We start from the raw sequence: 20,681 nt of genomic DNA, 5'->3' as shown, positions 1-20,681 counted from the left end.
TCTCTCACTTGTACTCGATCAAAGCCGATTTGCCAGCCGCAAGACGGTGGCGCAGGAACTTCAGCTGGCCGAGCATTTCCGGAAACTTGCCCAACACCAGGAACACAGCCTGCAGCCAGTTCTCGCGCGTCGACTTGCCGCCGCGGCGGGCCAGGCGCACGGCCTGCAGTGGGTAGATCAACAGCAAGAGCAGGCCCCAGCCGCCCAGCAGCAGGCAGGCCAGCGCGATCACCAAAGGTATGCCCAGGCCCCACAACCAGGCCCGACGTGACTCGCGCAGCCAGTGCCGCTCGGGTGGCTGGCCATGCAAGTAGGCGCCCTCGGCATAGGCATGCCCAGCGCGCAGGCTACGCCGCCACCACTGGCTGAAACGGGTCATGTCGGCATCGTGCAGCGTCATCTCGGCAGCCAGTCGCCAGACTTTCCAGCCGTTGGCCCGCAAACGCACGCACAGTTCCGGCTCTTCTCCGGCGATCAGGTCAGGACGGAAGCCACCCACGGCAGCAAAGGCGTCTGCCCGCATCAGCGCATCGCCGCCACAGGCCTTGGCCTCACCGACCGGGGTATCCCATTCCAGGTCGCACAGCAAGTTGTACACCGAGCGCTGCGGGAAGCGCTCACGCCGGCGACCACACACCACTGCCACTGTGGGGTGCTGCTCAAGAAAAGCCTGCGCAGTGGGCAGCCAGGTGGCATTCACCTCGCAGTCGCCATCGACGAACTGTACCAGTTGCATCGATGGCAACAGGCGCTGCAAGGCGGCAAAACCTTCATTGCGGGCGCGTGCGGCAGTGAACGGGATACTCATGTCCAGCGCCAGCACTGCCACGCCAAGGTTGGCGGCCAATTGCAGCGAACCATCGGTGGACCCCGAGTCGACGTACATGACCTTGTCCGCCCCCTGCGCCAGCGAAACAAGGCAGCGCTCGAGACGCTGGCCCTCATTGCGGCCGATCACCACCACGCCGATCACCGTTGCCATAGGCCTCACTCGACCGATGCCATGGCGGCCGGTTGCCGGGCCTTGATGATGGCCGGCACCCCCACTGCCAGTGAATTGTCAGGCACATCTACCAGCACGACGGCATTGGCGCCGATGATCACGTTGTTGCCGATGCGAATACTGCCCAGCACCTTGGCCCCGGTACCAATGTCGACGTTATTGCCGAACACCGGGGCAATCGGCTCGTCGACATTCTTCAGGCCCACCACCACGCCGTTGCGGATACGGCAGTCATCGCCGAAGCGGGCATAGCCGCTGACAACGATGCCGCCAAAATGATCGATGACGAAGTTGCGCCCGATCACCACCTCGCAAGGCAGTTCGATACCGGTGATGATCTGGACGAACTTGAACAGCACCTTGTAGATGAGCGAGCACAGTTTGCGCAGCAGTGCCGGGCGCAGCGTATAACGCCAGCGGCCAAAGCGGTACACCAGCAATACCCAGAAGCCCTGGGCGCCCCAGTCCCCGCCATGGGCACGCAGGTCGGCGCGAATATTCTCGAACATGGCTCCACCTACCTTGTCGGTTGGCTGGCGTACCGGGTCTTGAACAGCAATGACCAGGTTGCCCGGCAATGACGCCAGCAGGCTTGGATGGCGCCCCAGCCGCGTCGTTTCAACAGCGCCTTGAGTGCCAGCACCAGGTCGCCCAGCGTGACCAGCAGCATGTGCAGGGCCAGCCCCGCCACCCCATGATGCTTGCGGAAGTACAGCAGCTCGCTTTCGATCTGGTAGGACGAGATCTGCCGGCTGGCGGCCTCCAGCTCCGCCACCGACTTGGAACTTTCGCCACCGATGTGCACCACCGTGGTATGCGGGTAGTACACCACTTTCCAGCCCGCCTCCTTCACCCGCTTGCAGTGGTCCACCTCTTCGTAATAAAGGAAGTAGCGCGGGTCGAACAACCCCACCTTGTCGAGCACTTCGCGGCGCACCAGGTAGAAGCAGCCGGGCAACCAGTCACATTCGCGCACCGAAGCGTGGTCCCAGTTCATGTCGTCGACCATCTTCAGCCCTGGGAAGAACCGCCCCAGCCCGGTGCGCCCGACGAACACATTGAGCGGCGTGGGGAAGTAGCGACAACTGGGCTGCAGGTCGCCATCGCGCCCCTCCAGGCGCACCCCCAGTACGCCGCACTCCGGGTGGGCGTCCATGTAGTCGAGCGTTTTCTGCAGCGAGTCGGTGGCAACGAAGGCATCGGTATTGAGCAGCAAGGCGTACTTGCCCTTGAGGTGCGCCAACAACTGGTTGTTGGCCCGGCCGAAACCCACGTTCTGCTTGTTGCTCAGCAGCAGTGCCTCGGGGCACACCTGGGCCATGCGCTGCACCGAATCATCGCGCGAGGCATTGTCCACCACCAGGTAACTGGCCAGCCGCTCGCTGTCGGCCCGGCGCAGCGCATCGAACATCGGCTGCAGCAGTCCAGCGGTATTGAAGTTGACCACCATGACATCCACAGGTTTGCTAGCCATTTCAGCTGTCCCCGAAGAAATACTGACGTCTTTGCGCCATCAGCAGCGGTTCCACTTCCGGGTCGTAGGCACCGTTGCGCTCCTTCACCAGATCGATCCATGGGTAGGCTTCGCAACGTGCCTCGACCCGTTGGATCAGCTGCTCGGTGGTACAGATGAACACAGCCGGGTTACCACCATAGACAGTGCCTGGCGGCACGTCCTTGGTCACCACCGCCCCTGCGGCCACGATGGATTCAGGCCCGATGGTCACGCGAGGCATCACGATCGCACCATGGCCGATGAAGCAGTTGTCCTTGATGTCGATGAAGCCGACCGAATCCAGGTGCTTGCCAAAGCGATGCTCGATCAGCAATACCACCCCGTCGTGACCGATCAACGTGCAGTCGGACAAGCCCACGCTGTTACCGATACGTACCAGCGACGGGTCGAGAAACTTGCAGCCTGTATTGACGTAGAAATTGCTGCCGACCGAATGAAAGTTGCCCCATCGGGCCAGATAGGCCCCCCATTCAAGACCAGAGGGGTTGCAGAACCTCCTGTAGAATTTGCCACCTCGCCCGGTTGCATGGGCGTAATGCGCCACTGCCTTGCGTATCCATCCCTTCATACTGCCTGGCCTCGCGATCTGAACAATCTGGAGTGTCCTGAGGCGTTCCGGTCTCGTTCTTCTAGGTGCTGACCGCATCGCTCTCACCCGTGTACAACCTGCATCACGCTGCGGCGCTGCCGGCCGCTTTCATCTTGTTATCGAGGTGATCGGCCAGCCGCAAGGCAAATTGCAACAGCGGCATGGTCGGGTTGGAGGCGCCGCCCTTGGCAAAAATGCTGCTGCCGGCGACATACAGGTTTTCGGTACCGAACACCTTGCAGTTGGCATCGACCACACCGAACTGCGGCGAGGCGGCCATACGCGTGGTGCCCATGTGATGGGCATGGGGTGCCATTCTCAGCGGTATCGAGGTGTCGTAGACGAAATCGTTGAGCTTGACGAAACCCAGGTCCATGTCGGCGAACTGCTTGGCCAGTTCGCTGCCAATGCACTTGATGGTGTGCCGGTCTTCGGCGCTAAGCACCCAATTGACATTGACCTTGGCCACGCCCAGCGCATCCTTCTCGTCCAGCAGCGAGATGCGGCTGTGCAGGTTGGGGAACTGCTCGATCATGGTGCCGATCACGCCGTCACCGGGGCAGCTGAACTTGGCGACGAAGGCGACCTTGCTGGCAAACCCCATGTCGCAGGCCAGGCTCTCGAGAAAATACTTGACCTCGGCAGTGCGGCCATAGGTTCGCACATCAGCCAGCAAGGAGGCGGTGACATTGCCTTTACCGGCCTTGTACTCGTCGACGAAAGCATCGGTGGTGTAGTACTGGCGCGGTTCCGGGCTCTGCCCGGACTTGAGGATGAAAGTGCCCATTTCGATGTTCAGGTGTTCCATGAAACACCCGCCGACCAGCCCTTCCTTGCTCACCACGCCTGCGGCCACCAGGGTCTCGCTGTTCAACAGTTGCCGAGCATTCTCGATGGCGCCTGCGGCCAGAATGAAGTTGCTTGCCACCAGGCGTTGACGATTGCGCTCATAGTCGGACAAAACCACCGCAGCCAAGTGGCCGGAAGCCTTGTCGAACTCCAGGTCAACGCAATTACAGTGGATGAATACGTCCAGACCTGGGGTCTGTTCCAGTGCTGTAGCGTACTTTTGCGCAAAACGGGTCGGTGTGCTGAGCAGAAAGCAGTCCGCCTCGAAGTCACCGCCATCGAGGCCGGTATTCATCGCGCGAAATTCCGCGCCAGGCACCAGGTCGACAATCTCCATCGCTGCCGGCAGAAAGCCTTCGATCTCCGAGTAGGGAATTGGCCAACCCGGCAAGTCGCCTGGCGGGGCAACGGCAAAATCCGAAGGCGTGAATGGCCGGCACCGGCCAGCCCAGTGATTGGAGGTGCCTCCCAGGTAACGCAGGCGGGATTCCTCGGCATACAGCTCCAGGCCGGTGGATGAGCACGCGTACAAGTCTTGCGAGTACGCCGCATATTCGCGGCCCCCGCCTTCGGCGATCATTACGCTCCAGCCGGCGGCTGCCAGGCGCAAGCCCAGGGTTATACCCGCCGGGCCGGCCCCGATGATGCCGAAATCGTAGTGGTCGCGCAGCGCCTTCTGCTGCTGAAAGTCCTTGATCATGCTGACGCGTTCCGGAAGTAACGGGACGGTAATACCCAGCCGTTGATTACCACGAACCCGGGCTTTTCGACGGTCTTGCCAGCAACGGCCGCCGAGGCGCCGAACACTGCGCCCCCCACGCCGAGCAAGACACAGCTCTGGAGAAAGCCTCTACGACCCAACTGCGCAGTACAAAAAGTGAGCTTCCCCATGATCCCGTGACCTGTAGCCATGAAAGTTACACCCGGCAAACTGCGCTACAGCCAGTTGAAAAAGGCCGTCAGCAGTGCCCCGCACAGCGCCCCGACCAGCAACATCGGCAGTACCACCAGCTCACGTTTGAGGCTGAAGATATCCAGTTTGCAGTTCACGTACACAACCAGCACCAGCGTTGGCACAGCATGCAGGGCAACCCCCCAGATAGCCCACTCCACCCCGCCAATCGCCAGCAGCAGCGGCAACAGTCCCCACAACGAGACCAGGCGGATGATGTTGTCCATGGCCTGGTACTTGGTCAGGCCCAAGGCAATCCACACCTGATGAGCCAAGGTATAGCGCAATACGATGAACGATAGCGAAAGAATCGCCAGCATCGGCCCTGCTTCGCGGTAGCGATCGTCATACATCCAGCCAATCAGCAATGGGCTGGCGGTCAGGAACCCGCCACAAATGAACAGCACCAGCAGGTCGACCAGCAGCCGAAAGCGGAAATACAGCGCTTTCAGGCGCTGCTTGTCGTCGGCCCGGGCCGCTTCGCTGAAAGCAGGCAGCGCCACCGCGCCGACAATTTTCATGAGCGCGGTCTGCACCGCACCCAGGATCAGCACGGCGATCGAATACACACCCAGCTGCGCCGCCGACATGCTGGCACCAAACCACATGCGGTCGCCGTACATCGCCAGCACGCCGACCATCGACGACAACAGGATCCAGCGGCCAAACACGATCAGTTCGGTCAGCGCCGAACGGTCCCAGCGCAGGTGGTTGGTGGGCCCCTCCAGGGCGGTATGCCCCAGCACGGTCCAGACCACCGCCGAAACCAGGCCTGATAACACCAGCGCCCAGATCGAATGGGTCAGCAAGCCCAGCACCAGCATGACCACCAGGCCGGCCACCTGCGAGCCAAGGTCGACCAGCACCACGCGCTTTTGTTGGAAAGTTCGTACCGCCACATCTATCTTGGTGGACTGGAAACCCCAGATGGCCGCCGACAAGCCGGTTACTGCCAGCACCATCGGCAGTACGGGAGCGGCATAGGTGGAGTCGGCCGGCCACAGCTCGGCCAGTTGCGCCAACCAAGCCCCCAGGGCCAGCAGCAGGGTAAGGGCAAACAGCAGGAAACCGCGGATGATCTGCACGGTCCAGGCGGTATTGAGAAAATCCGGATCGTCACCACGGTGGCTCTGGATGATGTTCTGGCGCAGGCCGACATCGGAAAGCAAATGCAGCAGTATCGAAACAGTGGTGGCAATGACCATCACCCCGAACATTTCCGGCAGCAGCAAGCGGGCCATGATCAGATTGCCGCCCAGGCGCATCACCTGTGAAGCCACCTGCGAGACCAGGTTCCACGACCCGGCTCTCAGGGCCCGCTTGCGCAGGCTCGCGGCGGCTGACACATCAATCGACGGCATGACTTCAATCTCTGACTGATTGGCTAAAAGTCACTATAGTTTCAATTAGCCATGATGCTAGCCGTTGCCCACCAAGGGAAAGGTGTACATAGCCAATGCCTGAACATTTTCGTGCGTTGATCGTCATCCTGTTTTTGGCGAGCGTGGTCTTCCTGATGGCGCGGCGGCCTGCCACCGACCTGATTCCGCTCAGCGACTACAAGCGCCGGCGCAATCTGTGGTTCCTGCTGACGCTGCTGGCTTTTTTCTCGCACAGCTTCTGGCTGTACCTGGGTGTGGGCGCGGTCGTCCTGTGGCTAGCCGGGCGCCGCGAGCACAACCCCTTGGCGCTGTTCTACATGCTGCTGTTCCTGATACCGCCAGCCTCGGTACAGGTGCCCGGGTTTGGCGTGGTCAACTATCTGGTCGACCTGAACCATATTCGCCTGTTGACCCTCTGCGTGCTGCTGCCGGCCGCGCTGCACCTGCGCCGGCAAAGTGACACCCAGCGCTTTGGCCGCACCTGGGCCGATAAATTGCTGGCGGCCGGCCTGCTGCTGATGAGCGTGCTCTATTTGCGCGAAACCACCCTTACCGACACGCTGCGCCAGGCGCTGTACCTGTATGTCGACGTACTCCTGCCGTATTACGTGGCCAGCCGTGGCCTGCGCCAGATCAGCGACTTCAAGGACACCCTGCTGGCCTTCGTGCTCGCCTCTTTCGTCATGGCACTGATCGCCGTGGCCGAGTATGTGCGCCACTGGCTGCTGTACAGCGCCCTGGTCGACGCCATGGGCGTACCCTGGAGCATGTCCGGCTACCTCAGCCGTGGCGGTGCGTTGCGGGCGAGCGTCACCACCGGCCAGGCGATTGTATTGGGTTACGTGATGAGCGTGGCCATCGGCCTGTTCCTGTTCGTGCAGGGCTATGTGCAACGCCCACTGCACAGGGCCATGGGTGCCCTGCTGTTGGCCGCCGGGCTGTTCGCGCCATTGTCACGCGGCCCGTGGGTCGGCACCTTGGTCATCGTGGTGGTGTTCATCGCCTTGGGCAAAGGTGCCTTCAAGCGCCTGGCGCTACTAGGTGCGGCTGGCATGCTGGCGTTGCCCTTGCTGACCGTGGTGCCCGGTGGCGACAAGGTGCTGGACCTGCTGCCGTTCATCGGCAACCTCGAGAAAGAGAACATCACCTACCGCGAACGGCTGATGGACAACTCCTGGATCGTCATCCAGCGCAATCCGTTGTTCGGCTCCTTCGACTTCCGCAACACACCCGAAATGCAGGCGATGATCCAGGGCGATGGCATCATCGACATTGTCAACACCTACATCAACCTCGCGCTGCGGGTCGGCCTGATCGGGCTAGGCCTGTTCGTGGCGTTCTTTGCCGTGGTGCTGCTGGGTATCCGTAGAGCCATGCTCAGCTTCGCCGACAAGGACGACGAGCGACGACAGCTCGGCCGGGTGTTGCTGGCAACGCTGATCGGCATTCTGGTCATCATCTTCACGGTCAGCAGCATCACCTTCATCCCGGTGGTGTACTGGTCTATTGCTGGCCTGGGCGTGGCCTACATCCAGATGGTTCGCCGGCTGCACAACAGCCAGGTCATGGAACTGGCAGAACCCGACCTACAACTCAGGTAAAGTGCATGAACAGGCTGTCCCTGCGTCATTATGTGCGCCTTTCGGCCATTGCCGGCCTGGCCCTGCTGCCGCTGGCCAGCTGGGCTTCAGACTGGCAGGTCAGTGTCGATGAGCAAAATGGCTTGCCTATCGTGACACACGGCGGTGGCCCAGTCATGAAGGCCAAATTCGATTTCTGGGCTGCCAACTGGAGCTGGACCGGTTTCCATACCGACTTCAAGGTCAATGGCCCATACCACTACACGCTGCAGGGCAAGAACAAGGAACTGGACTTCGACCTGCAGGCTGACATCCGTAAGGAACAAGCGCAAACCCTGAGCTGGGCCTTCGACCTCGACGCCCACAGCCGCCAGAGCGGTGTCATGGGAGGCGGCATGGTGTTCCAGTTCGACCCGGCGCAAATCGCCGGCGACATGGGAGCCCCGCAGTTGCTGCCCGACAACCGCGGCTGGACGTGGGGCAAGGCCGACCAGGGGCGACGCATCGAAATGCGTTTCGACCCGCCACTGGCCAAGGTCTATTTCGAGCGCGGCAACCCGTCCGAGCTGCGCGCATTCCTCTACAAGGACCCGATCAGCGCCGGCCGCCAACAGCTCAAGGCCGTGCTCAACGTGACTGGCGACATCGAACTCGGCCCTACCCCCAGCGAGCGCTTCGGCCTGGCAGACCCTGCCAACTGGCCTGATGACCAGCTGGACTGGCGCACCTCGCCGGTGGACCTGTCGTTCCTCAACGCAGCAGAAAAACCCGCCGGCAAGCGTGGCTTCATCAAGGCGGTTGGCGACCAGTTGATGTTCGCCGACAACACCCCGGTACGCTTCTGGGGCACCAACCTGTCGGCCTACTCGCTGTTCAAAAGCCCCGACGACGAAATACGTCAACAGGCCAAACGCCTTTCGGCACTGGGCTTCAACCTGGTGCGTCTGCATCACCACGACTCGCCCTGGGTCAGCCCCAACGTATTTGGCGACGGCACCTTGGTGCGCGATACCCAGCAGCTCAGCGCCGAATCGCTGCGCAAGCTCGACCTGTGGATCAAGTCACTCAAGGACGAAGGCATCTACATCTGGCTGGACATGCATGTGCAGCGTGGGTTTACCGCCAACGACAATATTGAAGACATCAGGGAGCTGCCTGAAAAGGACGGCCGCGTCGACCTGAAGGGCTACGCCTACGTGAACGACAGCATGCGGCAAGCGATGAAACGCTTCGCCGAGCAGTACCTGACCCATGTGAACGAATACACGGGCCTGGCCTACAAGGACGACCCGGCCATCGCCGCCGTGCTGATCACCAACGAGAATGACCTGACCCAGCATTACGGCAACGCCCTGATGCCGAACAAGGATGTACCGCGCCACAGCGCACGCTACATGACGGCGGCCAAGGCCTTTGCCAAACAGTTTGACCTGCCCGCCGACCTGACCTGGCGGGCCTGGGAGCATGGGCCGTCGAAGCTGTTGCTCAACGAACTGGAACAACGCTTCAATGCCGACATGATCGCCCACTTGCGCAGCGTGGGCGTGAAAGTCCCCATTGCTACCACCAGCACCTGGGGCGGCAATGGGCTTAGCGCACTGCCGGCACTGAGCGTTGGCGATGTCATCGACGCCCACAGCTACGGCGACACAGGCCAACTGGAGAAGAACCCACTGACCAGCGACGGCATGATCGACTGGATTGCTGCCGCCCAGGTCGTCGGCAAACCGCTGACCGTCACCGAGTGGAACGCCGAGCCCTTCCCGCTGCCTGACCGTCACTCGCTGCCGATTTACATCGCCGGCACCGCCAGCCACCAAGGCTGGGACGCCATGCTGCAATACGCCTACAGCCAACAGGCGTTCAACCCAGGCTGGCGCACGGCGGACAACTGGCACGCGTACAACGACCCGGCGATGATCGCCACCCTGCCCGCCGCTGCCCTGCTCTATCGCCGTGCGGACGTAAAACCAGCCACCACTCGCTACGTGTTCGCACCGACACCTGCCACCCTGTATAACCAGGAGATCACCCCGCGTAACTCACCGCTGCTGCGCACGGCCATGGAAAAGGGCCAGTTGCAGATCGCCCTGCCACACACGCCGGAATTGCCTTGGCTGAAACCCGCACCCATCCCGGCAGACGCGCAGGTGCTGCACGACCCGGGGCAAGCGCTGCTGGCCGCCGATGCCACCGAGTCGGTGACCGACACTGGCGAACTCAGGCGCAACTGGCAACAAGGCATCTACACCATCGACACGCCATTGACCCAGGCCGCCAGCGGCTGGCTGGGCGGCCGCCCGATCAACCTGGGTGCCATTCAGATACATACGAAAACGCCTTACGCCAGCGTGGTGGTCCAGAGCCTGGACGGCAAGCCACTGGGTCAGTCGCGCGAGCTTCTGCTGTCTCTGGGCACCCGTGCGATGCCCAAGGCCGATGACAAGACGCCGTTCAATGTGGAGCCCCTTGAAGGCAGCCTGAACATCAAGGCACCCGCCGGCCTGAAACTGTTCGCCCGCGATGCACAGGTGCAGTTGAAACCGCTGCCGGTGGCCTACAAGGAGGGGCAATACACCATTACCTTCGACGGCACCTACATGTCCAACTGGCTATTCTTGAAATAGAGCATAGGGCCATCTACGCTCAGGTCACCTGTAGATGATCATCCCACCTGCACGTGTCAGGGAGTGTTCACTGCGTCTGTAAACAGCAGATTCCAGGAGGTGGGGATGAAATATCTGGTTGTGGGTGGTGCGGGCTACATTGGTTCGCACATGGTCAAGCACCTGCTCGCCGCCGGCCATGAAGTGCTGGTCGCGGACCTGGTCTCACCTGGCCCCGGTATCCAGTGGGCCAGGCTCGACATCGCCGACGAAGCCGCACTGGACGTGCTGTTTGGCGTGTGCCGCTTCGATGCTGTGTTTCATTTCGCCTCGTTCATTCAAGTGGGCGAGTCGGTCAGCGCGCCCGGCAAGTACTACCAGAACAACGTCGCAGCCACCCTTGCCCTGCTGCAGGCCATGGTCAATGCCGGCATCAGGCACCTGGTGTTTTCTTCGAGCGCCGCCGTTTACGGCAACCCGCAGTACGTGCCGATCGATGAAGCGCACACCAAGGTGCCGATCAACCCGTACGGATTGAGCAAATGGATGGTCGAGCAGATTCTTGAGGACTTCGACCGGGCCTATGGTTTGAAGTCGGTATGCCTACGCTATTTCAATGCAGCGGGCGCTGACCCGGAAGGTCAGCTCGGGGAACGTCACGACCCGGAAACCCATCTGATCCCCTTGATCCTGCAGGCTGCATCTGGCCGGCGCGAGGCGGTGACAGTGTTCGGTCGTGACTACGACACACCGGATGGCACCTGCATTCGCGACTACGTGCATGTTGCAGACCTGGCGGCGGCCCATGCACTGGCGGTGGATTATTTACGGGCCGGTGGCGAGCGTGCCGCGTTCAACCTGGGCAATGGCCTGGGCTTTTCGGTGCAGGAGGTGATCGATACGGCCCGGGCAGTGACCGGGCGGCAGATCAATGCCCTTGACGCACCGCGCCGCGCCGGCGACCCGCCACGGCTGGTGGCGGATGCGAGCAAAGCCATGCACGTGCTGGGCTGGCGCCCGGCGTTCGCTTCGCTGGAGGAGATTGTGCGGCATGCGTGGCAGTGGGAGTTGCAGTATCCCTGGGAGCGCTGAGTGGGCTCGTTCCCTGTAGGCGCAGCACAAGGCCGCACCTACAGGCGGACGGCCAGAAGGCTCAGTAATAGGTACGCGGCTGTTCGTCAGCCTTGTTCAACACTGTCCCGATCAGGTTCACCGTGGCCAGGTGATGCAGGCAATCCTCGATTTCCTTCTTGTTGTTCATCCCGTTGGCCACCACCAGCAACACACAGTCGAACTTGGGCATGACGGTGATCGCATCGTCCGAGCTGAGCAGCGGTGGCAAATCGAAAATGCAGATGCGCGACTCGTAGCGGTTGCGCAACTCGCCAATCAGGTTGTTTACCTTGGGCGAGGACAGCATCTCGGTCGACAGGGGCACGGGTACCCGCGTCGGCAGCACCACAAAGCGCGGCAAGGTGGGGTTGACCAGGCAGTCCTGCAACTCGGCCTTGTCCGCCAGAAGCTCGTTCAGTGCCTGCTCCATGGGCAGGCCCAGGTAGCTGCCGACCTTGGGCCGGCGCAGGTCGAAGTCCACCAGTAACGCAGTCTTAGTGGTGTGGTGGGCAATGCTCATGGCCAGGTTGATCGCCAACATTGTCTTGCCCGCTTCCGGCGTTGGCGAGGTGATGGCCAAGGTACGCCAGCCGTTCTCGTCCATGGCCCTGAGCACCTGCGTACGCAACAGGTCGATCGGCCCGTTCATGTTGGAGTTCTTGTTGTACGCGACGATGCGGTTACGCTCCAGGTGGTCTGGACGCAGTGGTACCACTTTGGTGTTCACGTAATCGAACTGCCCCGGCACTTCTGCCAGCGCCGTACCGGGGGCGGGAGACAGTGCCTGGGGGGTACCCGGGGTAACCTGATGAATATTGTTGCCAACAGCCGGCTTGATCCTGTCCATCACTGCTTTCCCTATACAAACCGAGACATGACTTTGTACAACAGCACATCCAGTGGCATGTAGAACACGTGCACCAGCCCTATCATGATAGCTGCCAGCGCCAGTGCCGCCAGGATCAGGCGATTGCGCCAGCGCCTGCGTCGGGCCACGTCGGCCCGGGTATCGATATAGGGCAGTGCCATCAGCACCCGTTTGCCCAGCAGGCTTTCCAGGGCACCAACGCCGCGCACACGCTGATTGAGCATCTCCAGCAGCATCACCAGCGCACCGCCACCGGCCGGTGCCAACACCAGGCCCAGCGCAGCGATCTTCTTGCGGTTAGGCTTGATCGGCTTCTCAGGCAACAGGGGGGGTTCGAGCAGTACGAAGCGTTCAGCCTTGTTTTCCTGCTCGAGGCTTTCGGTAATCTTTGCGCCCATTTCCTTGGCACGAATCTCTTCGTATTTCTTGCGTGCGTTGTCGTGGTCACGCATCAAAGTCACCAGGCCGCGCTCGACCTGCGGTGCCTCGAGGATCTCCGCTTCGTAGCCTTCCATTTTCCGGGTCAGCTCGCGCTTTTGCTCTGCCAGCGAGGCAATACGTACCTGGGCGGCGCTCATTTTGGCGCGGACACGGGCCACGTCGAGGCTGACCGTAGAAGCTGCAGCAGTGCGGCCACCGCTGGCTTCGAGCGCCTGGATCTTGCGTTTGACCGCCACCACATCCGGGTGGGCGTCCTTGTAGCGGCTCATCAGCCGCGCGTATTCAGCTTTCAGGCTTGGCAGGTCCTCGGGCGGGTCAGCACGGGTTGACCGGGAGCCTTCGGCAACCTTGGTGGCAAGGCCCGCATTGGCCGCAGACAGCTCCAGTTCCAGGTAGCGCAGCTCTTCCTGGGCAGCCTTGTAGTCACGGTCGACCTCACGGAACTCCAGCTCCGCACGCGACAACATGTTCATGCGCAGGGTCTGGTGCTCGGGCAAGGCGTTGGCGTGAGCCTGCTTGAAATCGGCCAGCTGGTTCTCCAGGCTGGCCAGCTCGGCGCCCAGCTTGTTGGCTTCCTGGGTGAGGAACTCGGTGGTTTCATTGGCCCGCTCGGTGCGCTGCTTGAGGTTTTCGTTGAGGAACAGCGTCACCAGTTCGTCGGCGACTTCCTTGGCCACTTGTGCCTGCTTGTGCTCGAACGACACATTGAACGCCACGGTCGCTTCACCACGACCGCGCACGTAGGTGGTAAGGGTTTCGACCACGATCGCGTTGCGCATCTGGTCGATCTTGTCGCTTTCGCTGAAGCGCTTGTCGGCGAACAGGTCGTACTTGCCAATGATGCGCAACAGGTTTTCGCGGGTCATCACCCGTTGACGGATCACCTCGATGCGCTCATCGGCAAAACTGGTGTTGTTGGTCGACACCAGCTCGGGCGAAATCTGCTGTGACTCAACCAGAATGGTGCCGGTCGACTGGTAGATCGGCGGCACCATCAACGCGACGGCCACGGTCGCGGCGAGAATGACTGCGGCACTCACCCCTAACACCAGGGCTCTGTCCTTGATAATGGCGATGTAATCTCTGAGGGAGAGCTCGTAGTCAGACTTCATAGGGCCACCTGCCTGAAGTTCAGATGTCGGGGTACCTGTACGTCAACGTCAAACCAACGATCGTAGCGGTTGCATCCGGTACATGGTCCTGCTGCCGCTCCTTGTACATCAGCGACAGGCGCAGGTCCCAGTAAGGCGAAAACTGGCGGCTGGCCCATACGCTGTAAGTCTGCAGCGTGTTGGGCGACTGCCCCTTGCTGTCTTGCCACGCGGCGTCCGCGCCCACCCGGGACAACTCGGTCAGCGCATAGCTCCACACACCACGCACCTGGTCCAGCTCAGCGAAACCGCCTTCGGCGCTTGCCACCGTGCTGCGCTCGGCGCTGAGGCTGGCAACGGCACGCGGGCCGGTGTACAGCAACGCAACCCCACCCTCCCCGCGTCGGCCGCCATCGTCACCTGACACTTGGTTGACGCCAACATGGGCGTCGGCGCTAAAGCCCTCGGCAAGCTGGTATTTGATGCCGACTGCCGGGGTGTAGCTGTTGGAAGCGGTCGCGGTAAGGTCCTCTTCGGGCTCATAGCGCCGGGCACCAAAACGGCTATACAGATCAGCCCGCTCGCTCCAGGCGTAAGTCCAGGTAAAGACGTTCGCCAGTTCGTCGTAGCCCGTCAGCGTACTGATGTCGTAACGGGCACGGTTGTAGGTGGTTTCGTTGCTCAAGGTACTGCGCTCGGTCACCGCCTGGCTCCAGTTGCCAGTCAAGGTGTAAAGCTTTTGTGTACCGTCGGTGGTAATCACCCCGGTATCCAGTACTGTCCCCGACAACGTCGAGCTTTCGTTGTAGCGCGCCACCAGGCCGAAACGCCCCCGCTCGGTAGTGCGCTGCCAGCCCAGGCTTATATCAGGGTCTTCACGGTCATCGACGATATCCGTATCGGACGAGCGCAGCACATGCATGCCAAGCCCCAACCTCAATTCGTCACGGTCAAAAGTGCCGATCAGGGTGTAATCCGGCGCGATGATCGTGCGCGTTATGCCCTTTTCCCCCGAGGTCAGCAGCAATGGGTTGCTGTCGTATTCGACGGATGTCGGTACCACCACCGTAGACTGCCAATTTGCCGCCAGTACCGCGTCCGTAAACGGCAAGACCAAGATTGCCGTTGCAATGCGAGTTGTTCTAAGAAGAGGCATTAAATGTTCTTATTAAAGGCAAGATCAAGGGACGACCAGCGTATCGCCAGCCTGAAGTTGGATGTTGGTGGACATGTCCCGCCCAGACACCAGGTCCTTATATCGCACGGGCAGGATTTTTTGGGAAGCACCCGTGCCGCGGACCACCTTGATTTCGCTTTCATCCGCAAACTTGTCCAGACCACCCGACATGCTCAACGCCTGCAATACCGCAGTGGGGCCCGCCATTTGCACCGGCCCGGGCTTGATCACTTTGCCTTGCACATAGACCATGTTGCCGGCAATGCTTTTGACGACAACGCTGACGTTAGGGTCGGGGAGGTATTTTTCGAGTTTGGCAGCGACCTGCTTTTCGACCGCTGTCACGTCCAGCCCGGCCACATTGATGCGCCCGGCCAGGGGGAAGGTGATACTGCCATCGGGAAGTACGGTGGCTTCTTGACGCAGGCTGTCTTCCTGCCACACCGAAACCATCACCACATCGCCGGGGCTGAGCAGGTAGGGAGCACTGCTCTGGTCGGCGTTAGCGGCGCCGGACCACACCGTCAGCATGCACAAAGCGGCAAACATTGAACGCACCATGAGGGTCCCTCCGGCCAAATGGCCCGACAAAGAGCACTGAATGAGAACAACACACCAACTCTCGCTCCGCTTCACGGCGCACAGCTGCCGCGATGGCCTCGACCTTCCTGGAGGCCCTTGCCTTGACGCTGCAAGCGCGGCTGCAACGCCCTGTAAACATTGGCCCTACGGGCTACTGGGAATATAGCAACGGTTGGAGAATTCACAAGCCATGCCAGTGGACTCGCGGCAATGGGCAGTCACTTCAGGTACAAGGTATCCGGTTCAGATCTTTCTGCGGTTGGCAACAGCAACAAAACCGACGACAGCAAAGGCAAAGAACCAGCCTGCAGTTGAAACAGGAATGATACTGTTTTGATTTATATACGAATCTGCCGCGCGGGCAGCACCACTTAGCATCACCAGCAAGAACATCGATTTGATTATCAGAGTCGAGCGCATACTCCCCTCCTAAAAACAGGAAAATCAATTAGTTATTGGCGCGGTGTTGCGGGAGTTGTTTCGTTGTTGATTTGAGCTTATGGGCACAATGACACTACGTCAATGATCCGACACCATAATAAAATTCAATGGGCGATGGGTTCATTCGTCAAAAAAACGACATGCAGATTATGCAAGGGAGGGCTGGTGCGATGGATCTGGCGTTTCACAGCTGAGAACAAGGGGCATACCTGCCCCCCTGATGTTTCACTCGTCTGCGTGGTGAACCACGACCAGTAATTGCGCCGGTGAGACACCTACCGAGCGCAGCCGGTGCGGCGTCTGGGCGTTGAAATGAAGGGCGTCGCCCTGCTCCAGCAGCACCCGCTCACTCATGAAGTCCACTTCCACCTGGCCTGCGTGAACAAACAGGAACTCTTCGCCCTGGTGTTCCTTGAACGTGGGGTCGCTGAACTCGGACGGCGGCTGAATCAGAAACGGCAGCAGGCTGCGCTGACCAACCTGACTGGTGAGGGCCGCGTACCCCGGCCCTTGCCCATCGCCAACCAGAGCCTGGCGCTCGGTATGGCGCACCAGGCTGTAGCGGCTCTGCCCAACCTGTTCTTCGGCGAACAGCTCTTCGACGTTGACGTTCAGCGCTCTCGCCAGTTTCAGCGCCGCGGCGATCGAGGGCGTGTTGAGGCCGCGCTCGACCTTGGACAGGTAGCTTTTGGTCATGCCAGTCTTTTCGGCCAGCATTTCCAGGGTCATCCCCAGTTTCTTACGCAGCAGTTTCAATCGGATAGACATGTGACGCGGGTTTCCCAGGCTGAGGCAGCCATGATACGCGTCTGAAAGCTGACGCCAAGCCTGCAGAGGCCTTGAATCAAGGCATCACTGGCAGTAAGGCAAAGCTTCGCGCTATAGGGGTGGCAAGTTGGCCACCCCATAACAGGCCCCTTCGCAGCACAAAGCTGTGCCTACAAGGGGCAGTCTGTAGCGGGCAATCAGAATGTCATTTCCTTCACATCATCCGGCACGATCAGCTTGCCGGCGGTTTTCTCGATGATTTCCTCGACGCTGACCCCGGGTGCGGTCTCGCGCAGGATGAAGGCGCCGTCTTCGATTTCCAGGTAGGCCAGGTCGGTCAGCACCTTGCGGATGCAGCCCGCACCGGTCAGCGGCAGGCTGCACTGCGGCAGCAACTTGGACTCGCCGTCCTTGGAGGCGTGGGTCATGGTGACGATGATGTTGTCGGCGCCGGCCACCAGGTCCATGGCCCCACCCATGCCCTTGACCAACTTGCCAGGAATCATCCACGAGGCGATGTTGCCCTGCACGTCCACCTCGAAAGCACCCAGTACGGTCAGGTCGACGTGGCCGCCACGGATCATGGCGAACGATTGTGCCGAATCGAAGATCGAGGCGCCGCGGCGGGCAGTGACAGTTTGCTTGCCGGCGTTGATCATGTCGGCATCGAGGGTGCTTTCGGTGGGGAATTCGCCCATGCCGAGCAGGCCGTTTTCCGATTGCAGCATCACATCCATGTCGGCGGGTACATAGTTGGCCACCAAGGTGGGGATGCCGATGCCCAGATTGACGTAGTAACCATCCTTCAGTTCACGGGCAACGCGTTGCGCCATCTGTTCGCGGGTCAATGCCATGGTCAGGATCTCTTTATTGTTCGGGTGGATGGCGCTCAGGCCTTGACGGTGCGCTTTTCGATACGCTTTTCGAAGGTGCCGACGATGACACGGTCCACGTAGATGCCCGGGGTGTGGATTTCGCTTGGCAGCAGCACGCCGGGCTCGACGATTTCTTCCACTTCGACCACGGTGATCTTGCCGGCGGTGGCCGCCAGCGGGTTGAAGTTTTGCGCAGTGTTGCGGTACACCACATTGCCGTAGTGGTCGGCCTTCCAGCCCTTGACGATGGCGAAGTCACCGGTGATGGATTCTTCCAGGATGTACTTGCGGCCCTTGAACTCGCGGACTTCCTTGCCGTCGGCAACCGGGGTGCCATAGCCGGTAGCGGTGTAGAACGCCGGGATGCCGGCACCACCTGCGCGCATTTTCTCGGCGAGGGTGCCCTGTGGGGTCAGTTCCACTTCCAGCTCGCCACTGAGCAACTGGCGTTCGAACTCGGCGTTTTCGCCTACGTAGGAGGCGATCATCTTGCGAATTTGCCGGTCTTCCAGCAGCACGCCCAGACCAAAACCGTCCACACCGCAGTTGTTGGAGACCACGGTCAGGCCCTTGACGCCACGCCGCTTGATTTCGCTGATAAGGTTTTCCGGGATGCCGCACAGGCCGAAACCACCGGCCAGTACCGTCATGTTGTCGCTCAGGCCTTCGAGGGCCTGTTCATAGGTTGCAACGCGCTTGTCCAGTCCGGCCATGCTGATCCGCCTTTTGTAGTTGTTTAACCGACGAGGCTGTCGGTGAGCGTGTGCAGACATCTTCACCGCAAGCGACTGATTTGTTAATTTTGTTTTCGTCATCGATTGATAATTTTTACAAAACAAACGATAGGCCCGACATGAACGTCAAACAACTGCGCGCCTTTGTCGCCGTGGCCAAGTACCAGAGCTTCGCCCAGGCCGGTGAACACCTGCACGTTTCGCAACCGGCACTGAGCCTGACCATCAAGGCGCTGGAAGAAAACCTCGGCGGCGCCCTGCTCAGCCGCACCACGCGCAGCGTCAGCCTGACTGCCGAAGGCGAAGTGCTGCTGCCACTGGCACGCCGCCTGCTGGCCGACTGGGACGACACCGAAGAGATGCTGCGCCAGCGCTTTACCCTGCAATTGGGCCGTGTGTCGGTGGCGGCCATGCCGGCTTTTGCCGGCAACCTGTTGCCCCACTCGCTCAAGGTGTTTCGCCAGCGCTACCCCAAGGTCAACGTCACGGTGCACGACGTGATCAACGAACAGGTACAGGAACTGGTACGCCATCGCCGCGTCGAACTGGGCATCGGCTTCGAGCCGGATAACATCGATGGGCTGGACTTCCACCCGTTGTACATGGACCGCTTCGTTGCCGTAGTGGCCGCCGACTCGCCCTTGGCGCTGCTGCCCCAGGTCAGCTGGGCACAGCTGATGGCCGAAGATTTCGTGGCCCTGCAGCGCCCTTCGGCGGTGCGCCTGCTGATGGAGCAGAATGTGGCGGCCCGCCACGGCAAGCTGGCAGTCGCGTTCGAAAGCCACCAGCTGACGACCATCGGCCGCATGGTTGCCAGCGGCCTGGGGGTCAGTGCCGTGCCGGCGCTGTGCATCAACCAGATGCAGGAACTGGGTGCCCGCTGCGTCACCTTGGTCGAGCCCACTGTCGAGCGGCGCATCGGCGTGATTGCCCTCAGCGAGCACAAGCTTTCCACTGCAGCGCAAGCACTGCTTGAGGTGCTTCTTTCCAATACCCGGATCCCGGAGGTGACATGCGATACGTAAATCTGGCAGGCACGAGTGTTCCAGCCATCGGCCAAGGCACTTGGTACATGGGCGAAGACCCAGGTCGCAAGGCTGCCGAAGTCGCGGCGCTGCAACAGGGCATCGAGCTGGGCCTGAACCTGATCGACACCGCCGAGATGTATGCCGAAGGGGGGGCAGAAGAGGTCGTAGGTCAAGCCATTGCCGGGCGCCGCGACCAGGTATTTCTGGTCAGCAAGGTCTACCCGCACAATGCCAGCCTGCGCGGCATGGCGGCTGCCTGCGAACGCAGCCTCACCCGGCTGGACACCGACTGCATCGACTTGTACCTGCTGCACTGGCGTGGCCAGCACCCGCTGGAGGAAACCGTCGAAGGCTTCGAGCGTTTGCGCGAGCAAGGCAAGATCAAGCGCTGGGGCGTGTCCAACTTCGACGTCGACGACCTGCGCGAGCTGCACAACCCTGATTGCGCAACCAACCAGGTGTTGTACAACCCGGCCCAGCGTGGCATCGAATTCGACTTGCTACCGTGGTGCGAAAAACGTGGCTTGCCGACCATGGCCTACTGCCCGCTGGCTCAGGCCGGGCGCTTGTTGCAGCACCCGGTACTGGCGGAAATCGCCGAGCGCCATGGCGCCACACCGGCCCAGGTCAGCCTGGCCTGGGTGACCCGCGATGACGGCGTGATCGCCATCCCCAAGGCGGTGGCGCCCGAGCACGTGCAGCTCAATGCAGCAGCGGGAGCGCTGACCTTGACCAGCGAAGACCTGGGGGCGATCGACCGGGCGTTCCCTGCGCCGACGCACAAGCAGCGGTTGGCGATGGTGTAACCGGCGAGCGCAAGCTGGATCAGTAGATGACCCCTGTGGGCGCGGGCATGCCCGCGAACACCGGCAATGCCGGTGCCCTGCAACGCGGTTCCTGCTTCGCGGGCTCGCCCGCTCCCACAAGGAACCGCGCAAGTACCGAGCGTTGAGCAACTGCGCCACCACCGCCCGCCGCTGCCGTTCGCCAAGCGCAATCTGGACCAGGACGCGACCTTTGGGAGCAACTGTCTTGCTCAATTTCTAAAAGCTGGCGCGATCCCTGTGGGAGCGGCCTTGCGTCGCG

The 20,681-nt window shown here is 61.1% G+C and carries 19 protein-coding genes; 5 read left to right on the top strand and 14 right to left on the bottom strand.

Going from position 1 to position 20,681, the window contains the following annotated elements; genetic code table 11:
* Window positions 1-4: 4 nt before the first annotated feature.
* The 6 genes from ACF8RA_RS06130 to ACF8RA_RS06105 all read right to left on the bottom strand — a co-directional run bounded on the left by ACF8RA_RS06130 (window position 5) and on the right by ACF8RA_RS06105 (window position 6,270).
* The gene (locus ACF8RA_RS06130) at window positions 5-982 is read right to left on the bottom strand and encodes a glycosyltransferase family 2 protein (RefSeq protein ID WP_209966219.1); all 978 of its coding nucleotides are present in this window, start codon (window positions 980-982) and stop codon (window positions 5-7) included.
* A gap of 5 nt (window positions 983-987) precedes the next feature.
* The gene (locus ACF8RA_RS06125) at window positions 988-1,512 is read right to left on the bottom strand and encodes a serine O-acetyltransferase (protein WP_392518925.1); all 525 of its coding nucleotides are present in this window, start codon (window positions 1,510-1,512) and stop codon (window positions 988-990) included.
* An 8-nt stretch (window positions 1,513-1,520) separates the two neighbouring features.
* The gene (locus ACF8RA_RS06120) at window positions 1,521-2,477 is read right to left on the bottom strand and encodes a glycosyltransferase family 2 protein (protein WP_176684292.1); all 957 of its coding nucleotides are present in this window, start codon (window positions 2,475-2,477) and stop codon (window positions 1,521-1,523) included.
* 1 nt (window position 2,478) lies between these two features.
* Complete coding sequence (locus tag ACF8RA_RS06115; RefSeq protein WP_176684293.1) at window positions 2,479-3,087, bottom strand: acyltransferase; 609 nt, start codon at window positions 3,085-3,087, stop codon at window positions 2,479-2,481.
* 103 nt (window positions 3,088-3,190) lie between these two features.
* Entirely contained in the window at window positions 3,191-4,657 is a 1,467-nt protein-coding gene (locus ACF8RA_RS06110; RefSeq protein WP_176684294.1) for a GMC oxidoreductase, read from the bottom strand.
* 236 nt (window positions 4,658-4,893) lie between these two features.
* The gene (locus ACF8RA_RS06105; RefSeq protein ID WP_176684295.1) at window positions 4,894-6,270 is read right to left on the bottom strand and encodes an oligosaccharide flippase family protein; all 1,377 of its coding nucleotides are present in this window, start codon (window positions 6,268-6,270) and stop codon (window positions 4,894-4,896) included.
* 95 nt (window positions 6,271-6,365) lie between these two features.
* Between ACF8RA_RS06105 and ACF8RA_RS06100 the strand changes: the two genes are divergently transcribed.
* The 3 genes from ACF8RA_RS06100 (at window position 6,366) to galE (ending at window position 11,569) form a co-directional block, all read left to right on the top strand.
* Entirely contained in the window at window positions 6,366-7,892 is a 1,527-nt protein-coding gene (locus ACF8RA_RS06100) for an O-antigen ligase (RefSeq protein ID WP_209966222.1), read from the top strand.
* Between the two features lie 5 nt (window positions 7,893-7,897).
* A complete protein-coding gene (locus ACF8RA_RS06095) occupies window positions 7,898-10,498 on the top strand; it encodes a glycosyl hydrolase family 5 (RefSeq protein WP_392518924.1) in 2,601 nt (866 codons plus the stop codon).
* A 105-nt stretch (window positions 10,499-10,603) separates the two neighbouring features.
* Window positions 10,604-11,569, top strand: coding sequence for a UDP-glucose 4-epimerase GalE (galE, locus tag ACF8RA_RS06090; protein ID WP_176684298.1), 966 nt, complete (start codon window positions 10,604-10,606; stop codon window positions 11,567-11,569).
* A 61-nt stretch (window positions 11,570-11,630) separates the two neighbouring features.
* Here the strand turns inward: galE and ACF8RA_RS06085 are convergent, their stop codons facing one another.
* The 8 genes from ACF8RA_RS06085 to ACF8RA_RS06050 all read right to left on the bottom strand — a co-directional run bounded on the left by ACF8RA_RS06085 (window position 11,631) and on the right by ACF8RA_RS06050 (window position 18,546).
* Window positions 11,631-12,437 (bottom strand): CpsD/CapB family tyrosine-protein kinase, encoded by an 807-nt coding sequence (locus ACF8RA_RS06085; RefSeq protein ID WP_176684299.1) that lies wholly within the window; start codon window positions 12,435-12,437, stop codon window positions 11,631-11,633.
* A gap of 11 nt (window positions 12,438-12,448) precedes the next feature.
* Complete coding sequence (locus tag ACF8RA_RS06080) at window positions 12,449-14,011, bottom strand: GumC family protein (protein ID WP_392518923.1); 1,563 nt, start codon at window positions 14,009-14,011, stop codon at window positions 12,449-12,451.
* Between the two features lie 19 nt (window positions 14,012-14,030).
* The gene (locus tag ACF8RA_RS06075) at window positions 14,031-15,146 is read right to left on the bottom strand and encodes a hypothetical protein (RefSeq protein WP_392518922.1); all 1,116 of its coding nucleotides are present in this window, start codon (window positions 15,144-15,146) and stop codon (window positions 14,031-14,033) included.
* A 24-nt stretch (window positions 15,147-15,170) separates the two neighbouring features.
* Window positions 15,171-15,728: a polysaccharide biosynthesis/export family protein gene (locus ACF8RA_RS06070; RefSeq protein WP_176684302.1), complete on the bottom strand. Its 558-nt coding sequence runs from the start codon at window positions 15,726-15,728 to the stop codon at window positions 15,171-15,173.
* Window positions 15,729-15,992: 264 nt separating this feature from the next.
* Entirely contained in the window at window positions 15,993-16,169 is a 177-nt protein-coding gene (gene eppA, locus ACF8RA_RS06065; protein ID WP_021785062.1) for an EPS-associated small membrane protein EppA, read from the bottom strand.
* A 246-nt stretch (window positions 16,170-16,415) separates the two neighbouring features.
* Window positions 16,416-16,958, bottom strand: a complete 543-nt coding sequence (locus tag ACF8RA_RS06060; protein WP_176684303.1) for a helix-turn-helix domain-containing protein — start codon at window positions 16,956-16,958, stop codon at window positions 16,416-16,418.
* Window positions 16,959-17,155: 197 nt separating this feature from the next.
* Window positions 17,156-17,812: a CoA transferase subunit B gene (locus tag ACF8RA_RS06055; RefSeq protein WP_004576290.1), complete on the bottom strand. Its 657-nt coding sequence runs from the start codon at window positions 17,810-17,812 to the stop codon at window positions 17,156-17,158.
* 35 nt (window positions 17,813-17,847) lie between these two features.
* Entirely contained in the window at window positions 17,848-18,546 is a 699-nt protein-coding gene (locus ACF8RA_RS06050) for a CoA transferase subunit A (RefSeq protein WP_020192902.1), read from the bottom strand.
* Window positions 18,547-18,686: 140 nt separating this feature from the next.
* On the opposite strand from ACF8RA_RS06050, the gene ACF8RA_RS06045 reads away from it, so the two are divergent.
* Both ACF8RA_RS06045 and ACF8RA_RS06040 read left to right on the top strand, forming a co-directional pair.
* On the top strand, window positions 18,687-19,592 hold the full coding sequence (locus ACF8RA_RS06045) for a LysR family transcriptional regulator (RefSeq protein WP_021785058.1): 906 nt from the start codon (window positions 18,687-18,689) through the stop codon (window positions 19,590-19,592).
* Window positions 19,580-20,401 (top strand): aldo/keto reductase, encoded by an 822-nt coding sequence (locus tag ACF8RA_RS06040; RefSeq protein WP_209966228.1) that lies wholly within the window; start codon window positions 19,580-19,582, stop codon window positions 20,399-20,401. Before ACF8RA_RS06045 ends, ACF8RA_RS06040 begins: the two co-directional genes overlap by 13 nt.
* The last annotated feature ends 280 nt before the right edge of the window (window positions 20,402-20,681 follow it).

The organism is Pseudomonas sp. FYR_5 (genome assembly GCF_043106315.1).
Taxonomy (GTDB): domain Bacteria; phylum Pseudomonadota; class Gammaproteobacteria; order Pseudomonadales; family Pseudomonadaceae; genus Aquipseudomonas; species Aquipseudomonas putida_Y.
The sequence above is the reverse complement of the archived record's forward strand: the minus strand, read 5'-3'. Positions and strand labels throughout refer to the sequence as shown.

What these genes read in the sequence shown, in the direction of transcription:
- ACF8RA_RS06130 (WP_209966219.1), bottom strand. Translation starts at nt 982, where the DNA reads ATGGCAACGGTGATCGGCGTGGTGGTGATCGGCCGCAATGAGGGCCAG.
- ACF8RA_RS06125 (WP_392518925.1), bottom strand. Translation starts at nt 1,512, where the DNA reads ATGTTCGAGAATATTCGCGCCGACCTGCGTGCCCATGGCGGGGACTGG.
- ACF8RA_RS06120 (WP_176684292.1), bottom strand. Translation starts at nt 2,477, where the DNA reads ATGGCTAGCAAACCTGTGGATGTCATGGTGGTCAACTTCAATACCGCT.
- ACF8RA_RS06115 (WP_176684293.1), bottom strand. Translation starts at nt 3,087, where the DNA reads ATGAAGGGATGGATACGCAAGGCAGTGGCGCATTACGCCCATGCAACC.
- ACF8RA_RS06110 (WP_176684294.1), bottom strand. Translation starts at nt 4,657, where the DNA reads ATGATCAAGGACTTTCAGCAGCAGAAGGCGCTGCGCGACCACTACGAT.
- ACF8RA_RS06105 (WP_176684295.1), bottom strand. Translation starts at nt 6,270, where the DNA reads ATGCCGTCGATTGATGTGTCAGCCGCCGCGAGCCTGCGCAAGCGGGCC.
- ACF8RA_RS06100 (WP_209966222.1), top strand. Translation starts at nt 6,366, where the DNA reads ATGCCTGAACATTTTCGTGCGTTGATCGTCATCCTGTTTTTGGCGAGC.
- ACF8RA_RS06095 (WP_392518924.1), top strand. Translation starts at nt 7,898, where the DNA reads ATGAACAGGCTGTCCCTGCGTCATTATGTGCGCCTTTCGGCCATTGCC.
- galE (WP_176684298.1), top strand. Translation starts at nt 10,604, where the DNA reads ATGAAATATCTGGTTGTGGGTGGTGCGGGCTACATTGGTTCGCACATG.
- ACF8RA_RS06085 (WP_176684299.1), bottom strand. Translation starts at nt 12,437, where the DNA reads ATGGACAGGATCAAGCCGGCTGTTGGCAACAATATTCATCAGGTTACC.
- ACF8RA_RS06080 (WP_392518923.1), bottom strand. Translation starts at nt 14,011, where the DNA reads ATGAAGTCTGACTACGAGCTCTCCCTCAGAGATTACATCGCCATTATC.
- ACF8RA_RS06075 (WP_392518922.1), bottom strand. Translation starts at nt 15,146, where the DNA reads ATGCCTCTTCTTAGAACAACTCGCATTGCAACGGCAATCTTGGTCTTG.
- ACF8RA_RS06070 (WP_176684302.1), bottom strand. Translation starts at nt 15,728, where the DNA reads ATGGTGCGTTCAATGTTTGCCGCTTTGTGCATGCTGACGGTGTGGTCC.
- eppA (WP_021785062.1), bottom strand. Translation starts at nt 16,169, where the DNA reads ATGCGCTCGACTCTGATAATCAAATCGATGTTCTTGCTGGTGATGCTA.
- ACF8RA_RS06060 (WP_176684303.1), bottom strand. Translation starts at nt 16,958, where the DNA reads ATGTCTATCCGATTGAAACTGCTGCGTAAGAAACTGGGGATGACCCTG.
- ACF8RA_RS06055 (WP_004576290.1), bottom strand. Translation starts at nt 17,812, where the DNA reads ATGGCATTGACCCGCGAACAGATGGCGCAACGCGTTGCCCGTGAACTG.
- ACF8RA_RS06050 (WP_020192902.1), bottom strand. Translation starts at nt 18,546, where the DNA reads ATGGCCGGACTGGACAAGCGCGTTGCAACCTATGAACAGGCCCTCGAA.
- ACF8RA_RS06045 (WP_021785058.1), top strand. Translation starts at nt 18,687, where the DNA reads ATGAACGTCAAACAACTGCGCGCCTTTGTCGCCGTGGCCAAGTACCAG.
- ACF8RA_RS06040 (WP_209966228.1), top strand. Translation starts at nt 19,580, where the DNA reads ATGCGATACGTAAATCTGGCAGGCACGAGTGTTCCAGCCATCGGCCAA.